Origin of the sequence: Falsiroseomonas oryzae, from assembly GCF_027856955.1 — a bacterium.
GTDB classification, from domain to species: Bacteria; Pseudomonadota; Alphaproteobacteria; order Acetobacterales; family Acetobacteraceae; genus Falsiroseomonas; species Falsiroseomonas oryzae.
The window spans coordinates 1-17437 of sequence record NZ_JAPSMD010000075.1 but is presented as its reverse complement, the minus strand read 5'-3'; the positions used below and the strand labels follow the sequence as shown (position 1 = coordinate 17437).

Annotated in this window: 16 protein-coding genes and 1 pseudogene; 11 read left to right on the top strand and 6 right to left on the bottom strand. The window is 73.6% G+C overall.

The genetic code is table 11. The features are described 5' to 3' along the window. The first annotated feature begins 180 nt into the window (after positions 1-180). Both OZN99_RS10350 and OZN99_RS10345 read left to right on the top strand, forming a co-directional pair. Positions 181-1335 carry a M20/M25/M40 family metallo-hydrolase gene (locus tag OZN99_RS10350; RefSeq protein WP_270935133.1) on the top strand — a complete coding sequence of 385 codons (1155 nt, stop codon included), beginning with the start codon at positions 181-183 and terminating at the stop codon, positions 1333-1335. A 431-nt stretch (positions 1336-1766) separates the two neighbouring features. Continuing rightward, positions 1767-3380 (top strand): peroxidase family protein, encoded by a 1614-nt coding sequence (locus tag OZN99_RS10345; RefSeq protein WP_270935132.1) that lies wholly within the window; start codon positions 1767-1769, stop codon positions 3378-3380. Positions 3381-3413: 33 nt separating this feature from the next. Here the strand turns inward: OZN99_RS10345 and OZN99_RS10340 are convergent, their stop codons facing one another. From OZN99_RS10340 to OZN99_RS10330, 3 genes are read right to left on the bottom strand one after another with little or no spacing between them, the layout of a single operon-like run. Then, positions 3414-4577 carry an MFS transporter gene (locus OZN99_RS10340; protein ID WP_270935131.1) on the bottom strand — a complete coding sequence of 388 codons (1164 nt, stop codon included), beginning with the start codon at positions 4575-4577 and terminating at the stop codon, positions 3414-3416. A gap of 29 nt (positions 4578-4606) precedes the next feature. Continuing rightward, entirely contained in the window at positions 4607-5362 is a 756-nt protein-coding gene (locus tag OZN99_RS10335) for an SDR family NAD(P)-dependent oxidoreductase (RefSeq protein ID WP_270935130.1), read from the bottom strand. Next, positions 5359-6429, bottom strand: a complete 1071-nt coding sequence (locus OZN99_RS10330; protein ID WP_270935129.1) for a ketopantoate reductase family protein — start codon at positions 6427-6429, stop codon at positions 5359-5361. The genes OZN99_RS10335 and OZN99_RS10330 overlap by 4 nt, the downstream gene beginning before the upstream one ends. A 115-nt stretch (positions 6430-6544) precedes the next feature. On the opposite strand from OZN99_RS10330, the gene OZN99_RS10325 reads away from it, so the two are divergent. Both OZN99_RS10325 and OZN99_RS10320 read left to right on the top strand, forming a co-directional pair. Beyond that, positions 6545-7405: a DMT family transporter gene (locus OZN99_RS10325; RefSeq protein ID WP_270935128.1), complete on the top strand. Its 861-nt coding sequence runs from the start codon at positions 6545-6547 to the stop codon at positions 7403-7405. Then, entirely contained in the window at positions 7402-8361 is a 960-nt protein-coding gene (locus OZN99_RS10320; protein WP_270935127.1) for a DMT family transporter, read from the top strand. The genes OZN99_RS10325 and OZN99_RS10320 overlap by 4 nt, the downstream gene beginning before the upstream one ends. Here the strand turns inward: OZN99_RS10320 and OZN99_RS10315 are convergent. Next, entirely contained in the window at positions 8292-8714 is a 423-nt protein-coding gene (locus tag OZN99_RS10315; RefSeq protein ID WP_270935126.1) for a gamma-glutamylcyclotransferase family protein, read from the bottom strand. The two genes, OZN99_RS10320 and OZN99_RS10315, sit on opposite strands and share 70 nt — an antisense overlap. Positions 8715-8761: 47 nt before the next feature. Between OZN99_RS10315 and OZN99_RS10310 the strand changes: the two genes are divergently transcribed. Beyond that, positions 8762-10162 (top strand): L-lactate permease, encoded by a 1401-nt coding sequence (locus OZN99_RS10310; RefSeq protein WP_270935125.1) that lies wholly within the window; start codon positions 8762-8764, stop codon positions 10160-10162. Here the strand turns inward: OZN99_RS10310 and OZN99_RS10305 are convergent. Further along, complete coding sequence (locus OZN99_RS10305; RefSeq protein ID WP_270935124.1) at positions 10140-10400, bottom strand: hypothetical protein; 261 nt, start codon at positions 10398-10400, stop codon at positions 10140-10142. The two genes, OZN99_RS10310 and OZN99_RS10305, sit on opposite strands and share 23 nt — an antisense overlap. A gap of 207 nt (positions 10401-10607) precedes the next feature. On the opposite strand from OZN99_RS10305, the gene OZN99_RS10300 reads away from it, so the two are divergent. From OZN99_RS10300 to OZN99_RS10275, 6 genes are all read left to right on the top strand, one after another. Then, positions 10608-11597 (top strand): DctP family TRAP transporter solute-binding subunit, encoded by a 990-nt coding sequence (locus OZN99_RS10300; RefSeq protein WP_270935123.1) that lies wholly within the window; start codon positions 10608-10610, stop codon positions 11595-11597. An 83-nt stretch (positions 11598-11680) separates the two neighbouring features. After that, entirely contained in the window at positions 11681-12277 is a 597-nt protein-coding gene (locus OZN99_RS10295; protein WP_270935122.1) for a TRAP transporter small permease, read from the top strand. A 154-nt stretch (positions 12278-12431) separates the two neighbouring features. Then, positions 12432-13709, top strand: coding sequence for a TRAP transporter large permease (locus OZN99_RS10290; RefSeq protein ID WP_270935121.1), 1278 nt, complete (start codon positions 12432-12434; stop codon positions 13707-13709). A 50-nt stretch (positions 13710-13759) separates the two neighbouring features. Further along, entirely contained in the window at positions 13760-14392 is a 633-nt protein-coding gene (locus tag OZN99_RS10285) for a DNA-3-methyladenine glycosylase family protein (protein ID WP_270935134.1), read from the top strand. 103 nt (positions 14393-14495) lie between these two features. Further along, a complete protein-coding gene (locus OZN99_RS10280; protein WP_270935120.1) occupies positions 14496-15980 on the top strand; it encodes a calcium-binding protein in 1485 nt (494 codons plus the stop codon). Positions 15981-16169: 189 nt separating this feature from the next. After that, positions 16170-17198, top strand: a complete 1029-nt coding sequence (locus tag OZN99_RS10275) for an MBL fold metallo-hydrolase (protein ID WP_270935119.1) — start codon at positions 16170-16172, stop codon at positions 17196-17198. Here OZN99_RS10275 and OZN99_RS10270 read toward each other — a convergent pair. Further along, a pseudogene (locus OZN99_RS10270) lies at positions 17179-17437 on the bottom strand (hypothetical protein); the annotation flags it as partial. The gene OZN99_RS10275 and the pseudogene OZN99_RS10270 sit on opposite strands and share 20 nt — an antisense overlap.

Genomic DNA, 17437 nt, shown 5'->3' with positions numbered 1-17437 from the left:
GCCGCGGGCCCGGCCTGGGGGACGAGGCGCGGGCGCGGGCCGGGGGGGGTGCTGGCGCTCATCCCGGGAGCCTAGCAGGCGGCCGCGAGGCGGCACACCCGAGCCGTGCGGCGGGGCCACAGCCCCTTGCCGCGGCCCGGCATCGCCCGCAGGCTGCCGCACCCTCCGGAAGAGCCCGCCATGGACGCCGCAGCCTTTCGCCACCCCGCCCTCGACCTGCCCTTCGACACGGAGGCGATCCTGGCGGGCCTGCGGCCCTGGGTGGAATGCGAATCCCCGACCTTCGACACGGCCGCGGTGAACGCGATGATGGCGCTGGCGGCGCGCGACCTGGCGCTGCTGGGCGCGCGGATCGAGCGCATCCCCGGCCGCATGGGCTTCGGCGACTGCATCCGCGCGCGCTTCCCCCACCCGTCGGGGGAGGCCGCGCCGGGCATCCTGGTGCTGGCGCATCTCGACACCGTCCACCCCGTCGGCACGCTCGCGAAGATGCCGTGGCGGCGCGATGGGGGGCTGGTGCGCGGCCCCGGCGTCTTCGACATGAAGGGCGGCACCTTCCTGGCGGTGGAGGCGATGCGCCGGATCGGCGCGGCGGGGATCGCGACGCCGCTGCCCGTCACCTTCCTGCTGACCTCCGACGAGGAGGTGGGCAGCCCGAGCACGCGCGACCTGATCGAGGCGGAAGCGGCGCGGGCGAGCTTCGTGCTGGTGCCGGAACCCGCGCGGCCCGATGGCGGCGTGGTCACCGGGCGCTACGCCATCGCCCGCTTCAACCTGCGCACCACCGGACGGCCGAGCCATGCCGGCGCGACGCTGGGCGAAGGGCGCAGCGCGATCCGCGAGATGTGTCGCCAGGTGCTGGCGATCGAGGCGATGACGACGGAGGACTGCACCTTCTCGGCCGGCGTGATCCGCGGCGGGCAGTGGGTGAACTGCGTCGCCACGCATTGCGACCTGGAGGTGCTCTCCATGGCGAAGCGGCAGGCGGACCTGGATGCGGGCGTCGCACGAATGCTGGCGCTCGCCTCCTCCAATCCCGACGTGGCGCTCGAGGTGACGCGCGGCGTGACGCGGCCGGTGTGGGAAGCGGACGAGCAGGTGATGTCGCTGTACGGCCATGCGCGCCGTCTGGCGCAGACGATCGGCTTCGACATCAACCACCAGAGCAGCGGCGGCGGTTCGGACGGGAACTTCACCGGCGCGATGGGCGTGCCGACGCTGGACGGGCTCGGCGTCGGCGGCGCGGGTGCGCATACGCTGGAGGAGCACATCACGATCGGCAGCCTGGTGCCGCGCGCGCGGCTGCTGGCGGGGCTGTTCGCGACGCTGGAGTGAGCGGGCACGATCAGGCGCTGGGCGTCGCGCAGTCGCCCGTGCGCGGCATCTCGCCACTTGCCGCCGCGGACGGCACATCGCGACCGGCGGCGCGTGGGGCATCCTCGCGGAAGCTGGTGCGGGAGCGCCGCGGCCGCGTATCCACCGTCTCGGCGATCCCGCTCGCGTAAGTCGAGTGGCGCCTCGCTCTCGGTGCGGTGCGCGCGGTCCTGCAGTTCCCGCAGCCGTGCCTCCAGCGTCGCGTGCAGCACGCAGTCCTGCACGAGCGTCACGCGCAACAGAGGAACGACCCGCCCGGAGCGAGCGCAGTCACGTTGCAGTGAACGACCTATCGGAGAATTTTCGTCGCGCTTTCGCGTGACTTCGCTCGACCCTGCGCATCGCGGGGCCGAGGCTGCGCCCCGCCCGCAGCAACGCAGGAGGCGCCGGCCATGCCCGAAACCGCTCCGACGACCGCCACGACCGAACCCGGCCATCACGGCCGCACCGAACGGCACGACATCGTGCCGCCGCTCGGCACCACCGCGAAGGCCGGCCGCTTCGGCCGGATGTTCCCCGAGCTCGACACGCCGCTCGATGTGCCCGACGCGGCGCTGGTGGAGCTGGGCCTCGCGATGGTGGACGGGGCGCGCGGCCGGCCCTCTGGCGACAACGAGAACATCCCCGCCGGCTACACCTATCTCGGCCAGTTCGTGGACCACGACATCACGCTGGACACCACGACGCTGAGCGAGATGGCGGAGGATCCCACGGCGGTGTGGAACTTCCGCACGCCCGGCCTCGACCTCGACAGCGTCTATGGCTCCGGGCCGCGCGCGCAACCCTCGATGTACGACCGCGACAGCAAGGGGATGGGCGGCGATCCGGCGCCGGTGAAGCTGCTGCTGGGCCTGACCAGCAAGGGCGCTGCGGAGGATTTCTCCGGCCTGCCGCACGACCTGCCGCGCAACGCGCAGGGCTTCGCCATCATCGGCGACGAGCGCAACGACGAGAACCTGCTGGTGGCGCAGACGCATGTGGCGTTCCTGCGCTTCCACAACGCCGTCGCGCGCAAGCTGGACGGCAAGGTGCCGCGCGGCCGGCTGTTCGACGAGACGCGCCGCGCGGTGGTGGACCTCTACCAGGCGATGGTGCTGCGCGACTTCGTCGCCAAGCTGTGCGACGTGAACGACATCGCCGCCGCGGTGGACCGGCGCGACTTCTTCCGCTTCGAGCAGTTCGGCCCGGGCGGCACGCCCTACATCCCGGTGGAGTTCTCCGCCGCCGCCTACCGGCTGGGCCATTCCATGGTGCGGGAGATCTACAACCACAACCGGATCTTCCGACCGGGCAATGCGCCGCTGCCGCCGGCCAATTTCGCGCTGCTGTTCCTGTTCACCGCGAAGTCCGGGCAGATCGGCCGGCCAGGCGGCACGCCGACCTTCCCCGGCGACTGGATCATCGACTGGCGGCGCTTCGTGCGGTTCGAGGGCGATGTCGGCACCTCGCCCGGCCTGGGCCTGAACCTCAGCCGCAACATCGACCCCTACCTGGCGGAGGAGCTGCACCTGCTGGGCGTGCCGCCGGCGCCGCCGCCGGCCGAGCGCAAGCCGGCACCCGACGGCAGCACGAGCCTGGCGGTGATGAACCTGCGGCGCGGCATGAAGATGAGGCTGCCAGCTGCACAGGACATCGCGAAGCGGATGCGGATCGAGTCGCTGTCGCCGGCACAGATCGGCGACGACACGCCGGACGGCCGGGCGGCGCGCAGGCACGGCCTGCACGAGCGCACGCCGCTCTGGTACTACATCCTGAAGGAGGCGCATGTGACGCAGCGCGGCGCGCGGCTCGGGCCGCTCGGCAGCCGCATCGTCGCCGAGACCTTCGTCGGGCTGCTGGACGGCGACCCGGCCAGCATCCTGGGCCGCAACCCGACCTGGCGCTTCGGCGACCCCGTCCCGGGCCTGGCGCTGCCCGGCGCGGACCGCAGCTTCACCTTCGCCGACCTGCTGCGCGTGGCGGCGACGGACGAGAACGGCAAGCTGGACCTCAGCCCCATCGGGTGAGGCCGGCGCGCGGGCCTGGCGGCAATTGCGCCGTCAGCCCCGTCGCGCGGCGGAAAGCGCCAGCCAGGCGCCGGCCGCCGACAGCACGGCCGCCATCGGCGCCAGGCCCGCGAAGCCGAACTCCGCCATGGCGAGCCCGCCGAGCGCGGTCGCGCCGAGCCAGCCCATCGAGGCGGAGGTGACGTTGAGGCCGAGCACCGTGCCGCGCACCTCCTCCGGCACGTTGCTCAACGCCGCCATCAGGCAGGGCCGCGCGACGGAGATGGCCAGCACGAAGCCGAAGCCGAGCACGACGGAGGCGACGAGGCTGCCGTGCCAGAGGAACAGCGGCAGCGCAATGCCGGCGGCGGCGAGCATCGCGCCCGCATAGGTCAGCAGCCGGTTCGGCAGCCGGTCGGCGAGCTGCCCGCCGAGCAGCGTGCCAAGGATGTTGCCGAGAGCGAAGACCGCCAGCGGCAACGCCAGCCCGGCGAGCGACAGGCCGTAGGCGGATTGCAGGAAGGTCGCGAAGAAGGTCACGGCCAGGGCGTAGCAGCTGCGCTCCGTCACGCCCGTCGCCAGCAGCCGCAGGACGCGCGGGGACATGGCGGCGCGGTAGTCGGTGGTGGAAGGTTGGCCCCGGCCACGCGCCGCCACCGGCCGCCGTGTGGCGAGCAGCAGGGTGAGTCCCGCGGCCAGCGCCACCGCCGCGACGCAGAGATTCACCCCACGCCAGCCGATCGCCGCGCCGACCCACGCCGCGAGCGGCACGCCGAGCAGCAGCGCGAGCGACTGGCCCGAGAGCGCCCAGCCCAGCGCCCGGCCGCGCTGGCGGTCCTCGACGCGGGAGGAGACCTCGGTGACGACGGCGGTGGAGATCGCGCCGGCGGCCGCGCCGGCCACGGCGACCCAGGCGGCGACGCCCGGGAAGGTCTGCGCGCCGGCGATGCCGACGCTGGACAGGCCGAGCAGGAGCGGCGCGCCGAGCAGGAAGGGCCGGCGCCCGATGCGGTCCGAGACCGGCCCCACCAGCAGCGAGGCGACGCCCCAGGTGACGGCGTTGATCGCCATCAGGTTCGCCGTCAGCGCCAGGCTGGTGGAGAGGTCGCGCGCCATCTCCAGCAGGAAGGGCGCGCGGGTGGTGCCGCTCGCGGAGATCGCGAACATGGCGAGGCAGGCGGAGCCGATCAGCGCCCAGGGAAGCGCCTGCGGCGGCATCGCGTCGCGCCCGGCCTCGCCGCCCGCGCTCAGCTGCCGCCGTCGACCGACAGGACCTGGCCGGTGATCCAGTTGGCCTGCGGGCTGGCGAAGAACAGCACGCCGGTGGCGATGTCCTCCGGCGTGCCGAGGCGGCGCATGGCAAGCCCCTCCACCAGCGCCTTCTTGCCCGCTTCGCCGTAGCTCTCGAACTGCGCGATGGAGGCGGGGTTGGAGAGCACGAAGCCGGGTGCCACGGAGTTCACCGTGATGCCAAAGGGGCCGAGCTCGCGGGAGAGCTGCTTCGTCAGCCCGACGAGGGCGTGCTTCGCCGCGCAATAGGCCTGGATGCCGGTGCGGCTGGGCTTGAGGCCGGCGCCGCTGCTGATCGTCACGATGCGGCCCTGGCGCGCCTTCTTCATGCCGGGCGCGACGGCCTTCGCCAGCCGGAAGGCGGCATGGGTGTTGATGTCGAAGATGGCGTGCCAGTCCTCCTCCGGCACCTCCTCCACGGGGTGCATCACCTGGCCGCGCACGCCGCCGGCATTGCTGACCAGCACGCCGACCGGGCCGCCGGTCGCGTCCTCGATGGACTTGATCCATCCCTCGGCGGCGCCCTTCGCGGTCAGGTCGAAGGCGGCGGTGGCGATGCCATTGCCCTGCGCCGTCTCCGCCAGCTCGGCGGCCGAGAGGTCGCAGCCGAAGACGCGCGCGCCCAATCCGGCGAAGCCGCGCGCGATGGCGCGGCCGAAGCCGTGGCCGGCGCCGGTGACGGCGACGGTCACGCCGTCGAAGCGGATGTTCATGTGAGGCTCCTCGCCAGCTCGGTCAGGTTATCGTCGGACATGCTGCGCTCGCCGCGCTCGCACTCATGGATCATCGCGATCAGCCGAGCCAGCGCCGGGCAGGCGATGCCATGCGCACGCCCGATCGGGATGGCGGCGCCGATCTGCGCATCGGCGGGCGTCGCGCGCCGGCGCACCCAGAGGTCGCGCCAGATGCCGGAATGCGTCTTGGCGTTCGGGCGGTTGAAGGCCTCGAGCGCGGCGACGGAGGCCCGCGCGGCGTTCTCCGTCGCGCCGGGCATGAAGGCCGCCGGGTCGAAGCCGTTGAAGCCGAGCGGGCGCACGCCTTCCGCGCGGGCCACCGCCATGACCTCGCCGCATAGGGCGCGGATCAGCGGCAGCAGCTCGGGCCGCGCCAGCGTGTCGGCGATGCCCTTCTCCGCCAGGCCCTGCATGTAGAGCAGGCTGGAATAGGCCAGCTTGCCCCAGAGATAGCCCCAGATGTTGTCGGTCAGCACCGCATCGGGTTCGAAGGTGTCGCGCAGCAGCGCATGCAGCGCCGTCACGCGCGGCGTCGCGGCGCCGTCCAGCTCGCCCACCACCACCGCGCCGCGGTTGCCGTAGAGGATGCGGCCGGGCTCCAGCCAGTCGGCGCCGAAGTTGACGAAGGCGCCCATGGTGCGCGAAGCGCCGCAGACCTCCGCGATGACGCGCTCGCACAGGCCGTTCTGCAGCGAGAGCACGTAGCCGTCCGAGGCGAGGTGCGGCAGCAGCTGGCGGCAGGCGGCTTCCGTGTCGTGCGTCTTCACGCAGAGGAAGACACGGCGGAAGACGCCCTGCAGCGCATCGGGCGTGACGGCGGGCGCGGTGGCCGTGAAGGAGGCGACCGGTCCCTCGATGGCGAGCCCCCGCGCGGGGTCGCGGATGGCGGCGACGTGATCGGCCACAATGTCCACGAAGACCACCGCATGGCGCGCCCGCGCCAGATGCGCCCCGACCGTGCCGCCGATGGCGCCCGCGCCCCAGATCAGGATCGGGCCTCGATCCACGGCGTCCCGCGCCGCCTGCTGCTCGGCTTCCTTGGCCACCCGGACGCAACTCCCGTATGCGGCAGGCGCGCTTGCGGGCGCGGACCGACGCGGATCAGATGGCGTCCACGCTAGCCGGGACCAGCCATACGTCAATGCGGGCCAGCCGCGCGAGATGAGGGACGCCGACAACCTGCGCGGGGCCGCGCTGATGTCGGCCGCGGCGGTGATCTTCGCCGTGGAGGCGCTGTCGCTGCGCTGGCTGACCGCGCGCGGCGTGCCGGTGGAGATGCAGGTCGCCGCCCGCGCCGCGGGCCAGATGGCCTGGGTGCTGCCGGTCATCCTGGCGCGCGGGCCGCGCGTGCTCCGCACGCAGCGCCTGGGCATGCACCTGCTGCGCGGGCTGTCCTCCCTCAGCTGCTGGGGGCTCTACTACCTCTCGGTGGCGCGGCTGGACCTGGCCACCGCCGCGGCGCTGTCCTTCACCAACGTGGTGTTCACCACCCTGCTGGCCGGCCCGATCCTGGGCGAGCGGGTGGATCGCTGGCGCTGGGCTGGGGCGCTGGTGGGCCTGGCGGGCATCGCGGTGATGCTGCGCCCGGGCGGCGACTGGGACCTGGTGGGCGCGCTGGCGGGCCTCGGCGGGGCGATCGCCTGGTGCGGCATCACGCTCACCTCGCGCAGCCTGACGCGCACCGACGGCACGGCGACGATCCTGGCCTGGGTCGGGCTGATCACCTTCGGCGGCGCCCTGCCCTTCGCCGTCGCGGCCTGGACGCCGATTGGCGCGCCGGAATGGGCGGTGATGATCGGCACCGCGCTGGTCACGCCCTCCATCATCTGGCTGGTGACGGAGGCGCTGCGCGCGGGCGAGGCCTCCGCCGTCTCGCCCTTCCAGTATCTGCGCCTGCCGCTGCTGGCGGTGGTGGGCTGGCTCGCCTGGGGCGAGGTGCCGGACCTCTTCGCCTGGGCGGGCGCCGTGGCGATCCTGGCCGGGGCGCTGATCGTCACCGTGTCGGAGGCGCGGCGGCGATGACGGCGATGACGCGCGCCGCGCTGCTCTCCGTCTTCTCCGCGCTGCTGTTCAATCTCGAGACGGTGGTGGTGAAGGCGATCGAGGGTGTGCCGCTGGCCACCATCGTGCTGGCGCGCGCGCTGGGCCAGCTGGCCTGGACCGTGCCGTCCTTCCTGCGCGACCCGGTCGGGCTGATGCGCACCGGGCAGCTGCGGCTGAACCTGCTGCGCGGCGCGATGTCCGGCATCTCCTGGTACGCCTATTTCATCTCCTTCGCGGCGCTGCCGCTGGCCACCGCGACGGTGCTGTCCTTCACCTCCGTGCTGTTCGTCACCGCGCTGGCCGGGCCGGTGCTGGGCGAGCGCGTGCGCTGGCGGCGCTGGACGGCGACGCTGGTGGGGTTCCTCGGCGTGCTGGCGATCGTCAGGCCCGGCGCGGTGGAGGTGGGCTGGCCGGTCGCGGCGGCGATCGGCTCGGCCTTCCTCGGCGCGGCGATCATGCTGACGACGAAGATGCTGGCGCGCAGCGAGCGCACGCCGACCATCATGTTCTACATCGGCGTGGTCACCACCGTAATGACGCTGCCCGTCGCGCTGCCAGGGCTGGCCTGGCCGGGCTGGTGGAACCTGGGTCTGCTGGTGCTGACCGGGCTGTGCGGGCCCTTCGCCATGCATGTCTGGATCACCGCGCTGCGGCTGGCGGATGCCAGCGTGCTGGCGCCGATCTCCTATGTGCGCCTGATCTTCGCCGCGGCCTTCGGCGTGCTGCTGTTCAACGAGGTGCCGGATGCCTGGCTCGGCCTCGGCGCGGCGCTGATCGTCGGCAGCGCGCTCTACATCACGCACCGCGAGGCGCAGGTGGCGCAGCGGCGGCCCGCCACGCTGGTCGCCGCGCCGGCGCTGCCCGCTCAGCCCGCGAAGCCGGAGGCCGACAGCGCCGCCTCCAGCGGCGACGGGTCGAGGCCGAAGTCGCGGTAGCCATGGCGGAGGTGCCGCACGTACCACGCCTCCGGCGGGCCGGGGCGCGGCCGCCGCTCCAGATAGGTCCAGGCCTCGGCCCCGTCGGGCAGGCGGATGCGCACGCGCTCGTAGATGCCGAGCGCGGTGCCCTCCATCACGTCCAGCGTCAGCAGGTGCTGCGGCAACACGCGCCACAGGCCGAGCGGCACGCGCGCGGCCTCGTCGCGCGCGATGGCGGCGAAGCGGCCGAGGGCGAGGCGCCAGCCCGGCAGCAGCGTGCTGCCCAGCGGCACGGCGCCGGGGCAGCGCTGCCACATGCGGGCATGGTGCAGGTTGCTGCCGTACGCGGCGTAGGGGAGCGGGTCGAACATCGGCGGGCAGGCTCGCGCCGATGTGCCGCCTGCGCAAGGATCGCGGCATGATTCTGGCTCTCCAGGCGCTGCCGCTGCTGCTGCTGGTCGCGCTGCTGCTCTCCGGCCGGGCCGGGCCGGTGCCGGCGGTGCTGGCGGCGCTGGCGGCAGCGATCCCGGCGGTGCTGCTCTCGCTGCCCGCCGACGTCGCCGCCCTCCCCTTCCTGGCCGAAGAGACCGCGCGCGGCGCCTTCCTGGCACTGAAGCCCATCGGGGTCGTCACTGGCGGGCTGCTGTTCCACGCGGCGGTGCAGCGGGACGTCGGCGCCGCCACGCGGCCGGCGACGGCGCGGCGCATCTTCGTCGTCACCATCCTGGCCGGCGGCTTCCTTGAGAGCGTGACGGGCTTCGGCGTCGGCGCGGTCTTCGCGCTGTCCGCGCTGCGCGGCATGGGGCTGGGTGCGGCTCCGGCGGGTGCGCTCGCGCTGCTGGCGCTGACGCTGGTGCCCTGGGGCGGGCTCGGCCCCGGCACGGCGCTGGGCGCCGCGCTGATCGGCGTGCCAGCGCAGGAGGTCGCGGCGGCGACCGCCTGGCCGAATGCCGCGTGGCTGGTGCTGCTGGGGCCGGTGCTGTGGCGTCTCTCCAGCATCGCGGGCGTCGCGGTGCCGGCGCGGGAGATGGCTGTGCAGACGGCGGTGCTGGCGCTGGTCGGCGCGCTGCTCGTCGCCTCCCACGCGGCATTCCCCTTCGAGGCGGCGGGGATCATCGCCACCGGGGTTCCGCTGCTGGTGCTGCTGTGGCGGCTGGATCCGCCGCGCGGGGCGGAGGGCTGGTGGCGCGCCGTGCGGCTGCTCGCGCCCTATGCCGGGCTCACGGTGGCGCTGCTGGTGGCGCGCGGCATCCCGGGCGCGCCGGCCTGGACGCCCTTCCCCGGCCTGCCAGGCTTCCCGGTGACGCATGTCGCGGTGGTGCTGTGGGTCTTCGCCGGCGGGCTGCTGCTGGCGCGTGCGAACGGCCCGGCACTGGCGCGCGGCGCCCTGGCGCGGGCCAAGCGGCCGGTCATGGCGATGCTGCTGTACGTGGTGCTGGCGCGCTGGCTGGCGGGATCCGGCATCGCCGCCAGCCTGGCGGATGGCGCGGCCGTCGCGCTCGGGCCGCTCGCGCCCTATGCGGTGCCGGTGCTGGGGCTGGCGTCCGGCATGATCACCGGCAGCAACGTCAGTTCCAACGCGGCGCTGATGCCGGTGCAGGCGGCGCTGGGCCAGGCGGCGGGGATGCCGGGGATGCTGGCGCCCGCGCTGCACAACTTCGCCGGGGCCGCCGGCGCCGGGATGTCCTTCGCCGTCACCGCGATGATCTGCGGCCTGCTGGCGGATGGCACGCGGCCGGCGCAGCTGTGGCGGCTGCTGCTGCCCTCGATCCTGGCCGTGGTCGCGATCGGCTGGGTCAGCGTGGCCTGGCTGGGGTGAGTCGCCCGGCCGCCTGCAGCGCGCCGAGTCCCGCCTCCGTGGCCGCGACCAGCAGCGCGCCGCCCGGTCCGCCGCGGAACGCGACCCAGCCGCGATCCGTCGCCTCCTCCCACACCGTCAGGCGCGGGCAGGAGGTGCGCCAGGCCTCGATCACCTCGGCATAGGGGCGCGGGCGGAGCACCCCTTCGACCAGGTCGAGGACCAGGGCCTCCAGCGGGTTCGCAGCGGGTCCGGGCATGGCGGCCTCCTCGGGTGGGCGCGGGCGGCAGGATGCGCGGCGACGGCCCGGGAAGGGAAGCCGGCCGGCCCCCGCATCGCGCCGGTTTGCAGCGCGAGCCACGCCCGTCGGCGGCGGGACCCGGGATTGAATGATGGACGGCGCTTCACCTATACCGCCCCCCAAGGGCGCCCTGCGCGGCGCCCGCCCCCTGGGAGACGCCGTTCCATGACCTTCACACGACGCCTGGCGCTGGCCGCCGCGCTGGCCCTGCCCTTCGGCGCGACGCTGCCGACCGGCGCCGCCCAGGCGCAGACGCAGATCACCCTTCAGCACCCGCTGCCGCTGAACAGCCACTACGGCGCGGGCGCGACCGCCTTCAAGGAGGCCTTCGAGCGCGCCACGAACAACCGCTTCCGCGTCAACATCCAGCGCAACGACAACGAGCGCGAGGCGATCGAGAGCGTCCAGATCGGCACGATCGAGTGCGTGATCACCTCCACCGGGCCGGTCGGCAACTTCGTGCCGGAGACGCGGAACCTCGACGTGCCCTTCCTGTTCCGCGACACCGCCCATGCCCGCGGCGTGCTGGACAGCCAGATCGGCCAGGAACTGCTGGCCCGCTTCAACGCGCGCGGCCTGGTCGGCGTGGTGTGGATGGAGAACGGCTTCCGCCACCTGACCAATTCCCGCCGTGAGGTGAACGCGCCGGCCGATGTGCGCGGCCTGAAGGTGCGCACCATGGAGAACCAGGTCCACATGCGCGCCTTCACCACGCTGGGCGCGCTGCCGACGCCGATGGCCTTCAGCGAGCTGGTGCCGGCGCTGCAGCAGGGCACGGTGGACGGGCAGGAGAACCCGATCCCGGTGATCGTGGCCAACAACCTGAACCAGGTGCAGCGCTTCCTGACGCTGACCGGCCACGTCTATTCGCCGGCCGTGCTGATCTGCAACCCGGCGATGGTCGGGCGACTGAACGCCGCCGACCGCGCTGCCTTCACGGAGGCCGCGCGCGCCGGCGCCGCGGCGAACCGCGCCCGCGTCACCGCCGACGAGCAGACCGGCGTGGAGGAGCTGCGCCGGCGCGGGATGACCGTGACGACGCAGGTGGACAATGCCGCCTTCCAGCAGGCGCTGCAGCCCGGCGCGTCGCAGATCGAGAGCGGCCTGGACCAGGCGCTGCTGCGCCGCATCCGGGAATGGCGCCCGGCGTCGTAAGCCTGCCAAGGGCCTGACCGGGGGCGCGGGGCACACCCCCGCGCCCCTTTGCGCATCCAGGGCGCGCATCCCGAGGACTGCCGATGAACGCGATGAACGTGATGCCGCTGCAGGCGACCCTCGCCGCGACGCTGGTCGCGGTGGGCATCGCGCTGTGGGCGGGCTCCGGCGGAGGGGCGCGGGCCGCGCTGCGGCGGGGCGTGCTGGCGCTCGACCGGGTCACGACCGGCATCGCGTCCATCGTCGCCTGCATCGCGCTGGCCGTCGCGGTGGCGGCCGGGATGTGGCAGGTGATCGCGCGCTTCGCCACCTCCACGCCGTCGATCTGGTCAGAGGCGCTGGTGCGGATGGCGCTGATCTGGATGGCCTATCTGGGCGTGGCGGTCGCGCTCAGGATGGGCGCGCTGGTGTCGATCGACATGGCGCACCGCTATACGCGCGGCGCGGTGCGGCGCGCGATCGAGGCGGCGGCGCTGGCCTGCTCGCTCTCCCTGATGGGCGTGATGTTCTGGTTCGGCTGGATCATGGCGGAGCGCGTGCAGTTCCAGGAGCTGGCGGGGCTCGAGGTCTCCATCTCCTGGGGCTATGCGGCCATCCCCATCGGCGCGGTCTTCGCGATGGTCGGCGCGGTTGCGCATTTCCTGGACCGCCGCAGCGAGGAACTGGAGAGCGCGGTATGAGGCCCTTCATCGACCGGCGCTGGCGGTCCGCGGCAGCGGACCGAGGCCGCGAATGCGGCCCGCGCACAACCCGCCCGCATGGCCCGGTGCGCCTGTGGCCTGCGCGAAGCCAAGGCGGCGGATGCCGCCGCCCGGCGTCTGAGGGCACGCACACATGAGCGGCGCGATGCTCACCGTGATGCTGGTGCTGTTCGCGGCCAGCATCCCGGTGGCGGTGGCGATCGGGATCGCCGCGGTGGTCGGCATCGCCGGCTACACGAACTTCCCGCTGATCGTCGCGGCGCAGCAGCTCTTCGTCGCGCTGGACAAGTTCCCGCTGGCGGCGATCCCGTTCTTCATCCTGGCGGGCAACCTGATGGATGTCGGCGGCATCTCCCGCCGGCTGGTGGAATTCGCCAAGTCCATCGTGGGCGGCATCCAGGGCGGGCTGCCGGCGACCTGCGTGGTCACCTGCATGATCTTCGCCGCGATCAGCGGCAGCAGCGTGGCGACCACCTTCGCGATCGGCGCCATCATGATCCCGGCGCTGGTGAAGGCCGGCTACCCCGTGGCCTTCGCGGCGGCGCTGCAGGCCACGGCGGCGGAGCTCGGCGTGATCATCCCGCCCTCCATCCCGATGATCCTCTACGGCGTGACGACGCAGACCAGCATCCCGGAGCTGTTCATCGCCGGCTTCGGGCCGGGCATCCTGATCGGCGGCGCGCTGATCGCCACCGTGCTGGTATGGTGCCGCATCAACGGCTGGGGCAAGCTGGACGGCGAGGGCCGGCTGCCCTTCCTGGTCGCGCTGCGCCAGGCCGGCTGGGCGCTGCTGATGCCGGTGGTGGTGCTGGGCGGGATCTATGGCGGCATCACCACGCCGACCGAGGCGAGCGTGGTCGCCGTGGTCTATGCGATCCTGGTGGGCATGTTCATCCACCGCGAGATCGGCTGGCGCGACCTCTATCCCATCTTCCGCAAGTCGGTGATCTCCTCCGCCGTCATCATGTTCATCATCGCCTGTGCGGCGATGTTCTCCTGGCTGCTGAACCGCCAGGGCGTGCCGGACATGGCCGCCGCCTGGCTGGTGGAGACCTTCGACGGCGCGGGCTGGTACCTGCTCGGCGTCAACCTGTTCCTGTTCGTGGTGGGGATGTTCGTGGAGACCTCGGCCTCCATCATCGTCCTCGCGCCCATCCTGCAGGAGGCGGCGGAGCGCTTCGGCATCGACGGCGTGCATTTCGGCACGATCATGGTGGTGAACCTGGCGATGGGCATGATCACGCCGCCCTTCGGCGTGAACCTCTTCGCCGCGGCGCAGGTGGCAGGCACCAGCATCGACAAGATGATGCGCTACCTGCCGGTGTTCATCGGGGTGATCTTCGCCTGCCTCATGGTCATCACCTACGTGCCCTGGATCACGCTGACGCTGCCGCACCTCGTCTTCCGATGACGCAGGGGCCCCCGGCCCTGACCGCGAAGCCCGACCGGCCCGCCCGCGCGATGGCCGGGCCGGAGGCGCTGAAGCACCTGCGCCGCGATCCCGTGCTGAAGCGCGTGATTCGCCAGGTCGGCCCCTGCACGCTGCGGCCGGTGCGGCGGGAGCCTTACGAGGCGCTGGTGCGGGCCATCGCGCACCAGCAGGTGCATGGCCGCGCGGCGGAGGCGATCCTCGGGCGCTTCATCGCGCTCTATCCCGGCCACGACTTTCCGCCCGCGGTGCAGGTGCTGGAGACGCCGGTGGAGGCGATGCGCGCCTGCGGGCTCTCGGGCAGCAAGGTCGCGGCCATCCGCGACATCGCGGAGAAATCGGTCGGCGGGCTGGTGCCGACGCGGCAGAGGGCGGCGCGCATGTCGGATGCGCAGTTGATCGAGCATCTCGTGCAGGTCCGCGGCGTCGGGCGCTGGACAGTGGAGATGCTGCTGATCTTCACCCTCGGCCGGCCGGACGTGCTCCCCGTCGACGATTTCGGCGTGCGCGAGGGCTGGCGCGTCGCGACCGGCGCGGAGGCGCAGGTGAAGCCGAAGGAACTCGCCGTCATCGGCGAGGCCTGGGGCCCGTGGCGCTCCGTCGCGGCCTGGTATCTCTGGCGCGCCGCGGATGCGGCGAAGGCGAGCCGCTTCAAGCCGCAATAGGCCGCCGGACCGCCTGTGCGCCAGCGCACGGCGGCCCCTCCCCCCGCCCGGCATTCTCCCGCCATCGCGCCGGTCCGGCGCAGCAAGGATGGGAGAGACCCCGATGTCCATCACCTTCGGCTTCGCCGGCACCACCAGCCTGACCAGCCTGTCGATCACCTCGCCGCTGGTGACGTCGGGGACGACGGTGAGCACGACCTCCCTGTTCGCGCCGCTGACGCTGACCGGCACCGCCGGGGACGACAACCTGGTCGGCAACCTGGGCGGCGACACCTTCCGGATGAGCGGCGGCTGGGACCGGCTCGACGGCAGCCTGGGCAACGACACCGTGGACTACAGCACCGCGCGCGGCGCCGTGAATGTCTGGCTGCCGGATGCCGAGACCCCGGACCTGGGCTGGCCCGGCTTCTCGATGCCGTACCTGCCGGGCTACGGCACGCCCACGCCGACCCCGATCGGGCCCGGCGAGGCGGAAGTGCTCCCCTACGAGGGCGGGGCGGGGACGATCGTGACCACCTACGAGATGGCCACGAGCCCCTGGCTGTTCGAGGGCAAGCGCGACACGCTGGTCTCCATCGAGAACGCGATCGGCAGCGCCTTCTCGGACACGCTGTTCGGCGGCGACACCGACAACCTGCTGCGCGGCGGCAACGGCCACGACCTGATGGGCGGCGACGACGGGCGCGACACGCTGCGCGGCGAGGACGGCAACGACCGCCTGCATGGCGGCCGCGGCGCGGACCTGCTGGAGGGCGGCATCGGCGACGACCTGCTGGTGGACCACGCGATGTGGACCGGCAAGTCGCCGATGTGGCACGCGATGGCGCCGGCCGACGAGCCCGTGGTGGCGGATGCCGACACGCTGCAGGGCGGCGCGGGCGCGGACACGCTGGTCTCGGCTGGCGGCGGCGACCTGGTGCAGGGCGGCGAGGGCAGCGACCTGCTGCTGATGAGCTTCGCCACCGGCAGCGCCGCGGTCGCCTTCGAGGCCGTCGCCGGCAGCGCCTGGACCGTGCGGCTGGCCGGCGTCGTGACCGCGACGGTGGACACCGTGGAGCAGATCTCCATCGAGGGCGGCAGCGCGGCGGATGCGATGAACGCCGCCGGCCTCGGCGGCCGCGCCACGCTCTCCGGCGGCGCCGGACGGGACACGCTGACCGGCGGCACGCAGGCCGATGTGCTGGTGGGCGGGACGGATGGCGACATGCTGCGCGGCGGCGGCGGCGCCGACCGGCTGGAGGGCGGGCTCGGCCGCGACACGCTGCATGGCGGCGGGGCGCGCGACATCTTCATCTGGAACAGCGTCGCGGAGGGCGGCGACCGGGTGCTGGATTTCGCCACCCGCGTGGACATGCTGCAGGTGGATGCCTCGGCCTTCGGCGGCGGGCTGCAGGCGGGCGGGCTGGCGGCCGGGCAACTGGCCTTCGGCACGGCGGCGACCGCGGCGACCGGGCAGTTCGTCTACGACCAGGCGACCGGGCGGCTGGGCTGGGACGCGGATGGGGTGGGCGCCGGCGCGGCGCGGGACATCGCGACCTTCGCCGCCGGCACGGTTCTGGCGCATACCGACTTCCTGGTCGTCGCCTAGACAGGCGCGGGCTGCCGCAGGTCGGTCGCGCCCCCACCCCAACCCTCCCCCGCCTTGCGGGGGAGGGTGGTTCCGCGAAGCGTAGCCGGGTGGGGGCGCGACCGCGCGTTCCCGTCACGGCGGGCCATGCGGTGCGGCGCGGCGCTGCGGGATAGGGACCGGGCGCGCGGAAGGGAGTATCGCGGCCGGATGACGCCCACGCTGCATCCCCGCCTGCTCAACGGCCGCGCCGGCGACCCGGCGGTCTTCGTGGAGGCGATGCACGCGCCGGGCGCGGTGCTGTTCGACTGCGGCGACCTCTCGGCGCTCTCCACCGGGCACCTCCTGCGGGTGGAACTGCTCGGCGTCAGCCACGCCCACATGGACCACTGGGCCGATTTCGACCGACTGCTGCGGCCACTGATCGGGCGGGAGAAGACCCTGCAGTTGGTCGGGCCCGAGGGCTTCGCGGCGCGGCTGCATCACCGGCTGGCGGGCTACACCTGGAACCTGGTGGACCGGATCCCGGCCGACCTTGTCTTCGAGGTCACCGAGGCCGGCGCCGCGCCCCCCTTCCCCCGCGCGCGCTTCCGGCTGCACACGGGCTTCGCGCGGGAGGACCTGCCGCCCGTGACGCCGGAGGCGGACGGCACGCTGCTCCGCCTCGGCCGGCTCGGGCTGCGCGCAGCGCCGCTGGATCACGGGACGCCCTCGCTCGGCTTCGCGCTGGCGGAGGATGTGCATCTGAACCTCTGGCGCACGCGCCTTGCAGAGCGCGGCCTGCCGACCGGGCCCTGGCTCGCCACGCTGAAGCGGGCCGTGGCGGAGGGGCTGCCGGACGACCATCCCGTGCCCGTCTTCGCGCGCGCCTTGGAGGCCGCGGGCGCGCCGGTGCAGCCGCTCGGCGCGCTGCGCGAGCTGGTCGTGGCCACGCCGGGGCAGCGCGTGGCCTACCTGACGGACTTCGCCGACACGCCGGCCAATCGCGCCGTCGCGGTGGAACTGGCGCGCGGCGCCGACACGCTGTTCGTCGAGGCGCCGTTCCTGGCCGCCGACGCCGCCATCGCCGCGGAGCGGATGCACCTGACCACGACCGCGGCCGGGGAGATCGCGCGCGCGGCCGGGGTGCGCCGCGTAGAGCCCTTCCACCTCTCGCCCCGCTACCTCGGGCGGGAGGCGGAGTGGCTCGCGGAGATCGAGGCCGCCTTCGGCCGTCCGCTCAATCCGCAGGCGGCATAGGGCGAAGCCGGTCGAGCAGCGCGGGGATGCCCTCGCGGAAGGGGAAGAAGCCCTTGGTGGCCCGCGGCCAGCACGCCTCGTCCCAGTCGCGCCGCAACCGCAGCAGGGGCACGCCGAGGCCGGACAGCGCCTCCGCCGTCCAGCCCACCGGCGCCCAGGGCGTGACGACGGGCAGGCCGCGGCCGGCAGCCCAGGCGGCGACCGCGCCCGGCTCCAGCATCATGGCCGGGGCGCCGAAG

Excerpts from the sequence above, each read along its gene's own strand:
- OZN99_RS10345 (WP_270935132.1), top strand. The coding sequence starts at position 1,767 with ATGCCCGAAACCGCTCCGACGACCGCCACGACCGAACCCGGCCATCAC.
- OZN99_RS10325 (WP_270935128.1), top strand. The coding sequence starts at position 6,545 with ATGAGGGACGCCGACAACCTGCGCGGGGCCGCGCTGATGTCGGCCGCG.
- OZN99_RS10275 (WP_270935119.1), top strand. The coding sequence starts at position 16,170 with ATGACGCCCACGCTGCATCCCCGCCTGCTCAACGGCCGCGCCGGCGAC.
- OZN99_RS10335 (WP_270935130.1), bottom strand. The coding sequence starts at position 5,362 with ATGAACATCCGCTTCGACGGCGTGACCGTCGCCGTCACCGGCGCCGGC.
- OZN99_RS10305 (WP_270935124.1), bottom strand. The coding sequence starts at position 10,400 with ATGCCCGGACCCGCTGCGAACCCGCTGGAGGCCCTGGTCCTCGACCTG.
- OZN99_RS10285 (WP_270935134.1), top strand. The coding sequence starts at position 13,760 with ATGGCCGGGCCGGAGGCGCTGAAGCACCTGCGCCGCGATCCCGTGCTG.
- OZN99_RS10295 (WP_270935122.1), top strand. The coding sequence starts at position 11,681 with ATGAACGCGATGAACGTGATGCCGCTGCAGGCGACCCTCGCCGCGACG.
- OZN99_RS10340 (WP_270935131.1), bottom strand. The coding sequence starts at position 4,577 with ATGCCGCCGCAGGCGCTTCCCTGGGCGCTGATCGGCTCCGCCTGCCTC.
- OZN99_RS10290 (WP_270935121.1), top strand. The coding sequence starts at position 12,432 with ATGAGCGGCGCGATGCTCACCGTGATGCTGGTGCTGTTCGCGGCCAGC.
- OZN99_RS10310 (WP_270935125.1), top strand. The coding sequence starts at position 8,762 with ATGATTCTGGCTCTCCAGGCGCTGCCGCTGCTGCTGCTGGTCGCGCTG.
- OZN99_RS10280 (WP_270935120.1), top strand. The coding sequence starts at position 14,496 with ATGTCCATCACCTTCGGCTTCGCCGGCACCACCAGCCTGACCAGCCTG.
- OZN99_RS10300 (WP_270935123.1), top strand. The coding sequence starts at position 10,608 with ATGACCTTCACACGACGCCTGGCGCTGGCCGCCGCGCTGGCCCTGCCC.
- OZN99_RS10350 (WP_270935133.1), top strand. The coding sequence starts at position 181 with ATGGACGCCGCAGCCTTTCGCCACCCCGCCCTCGACCTGCCCTTCGAC.
- OZN99_RS10315 (WP_270935126.1), bottom strand. The coding sequence starts at position 8,714 with ATGTTCGACCCGCTCCCCTACGCCGCGTACGGCAGCAACCTGCACCAT.
- OZN99_RS10320 (WP_270935127.1), top strand. The coding sequence starts at position 7,402 with ATGACGGCGATGACGCGCGCCGCGCTGCTCTCCGTCTTCTCCGCGCTG.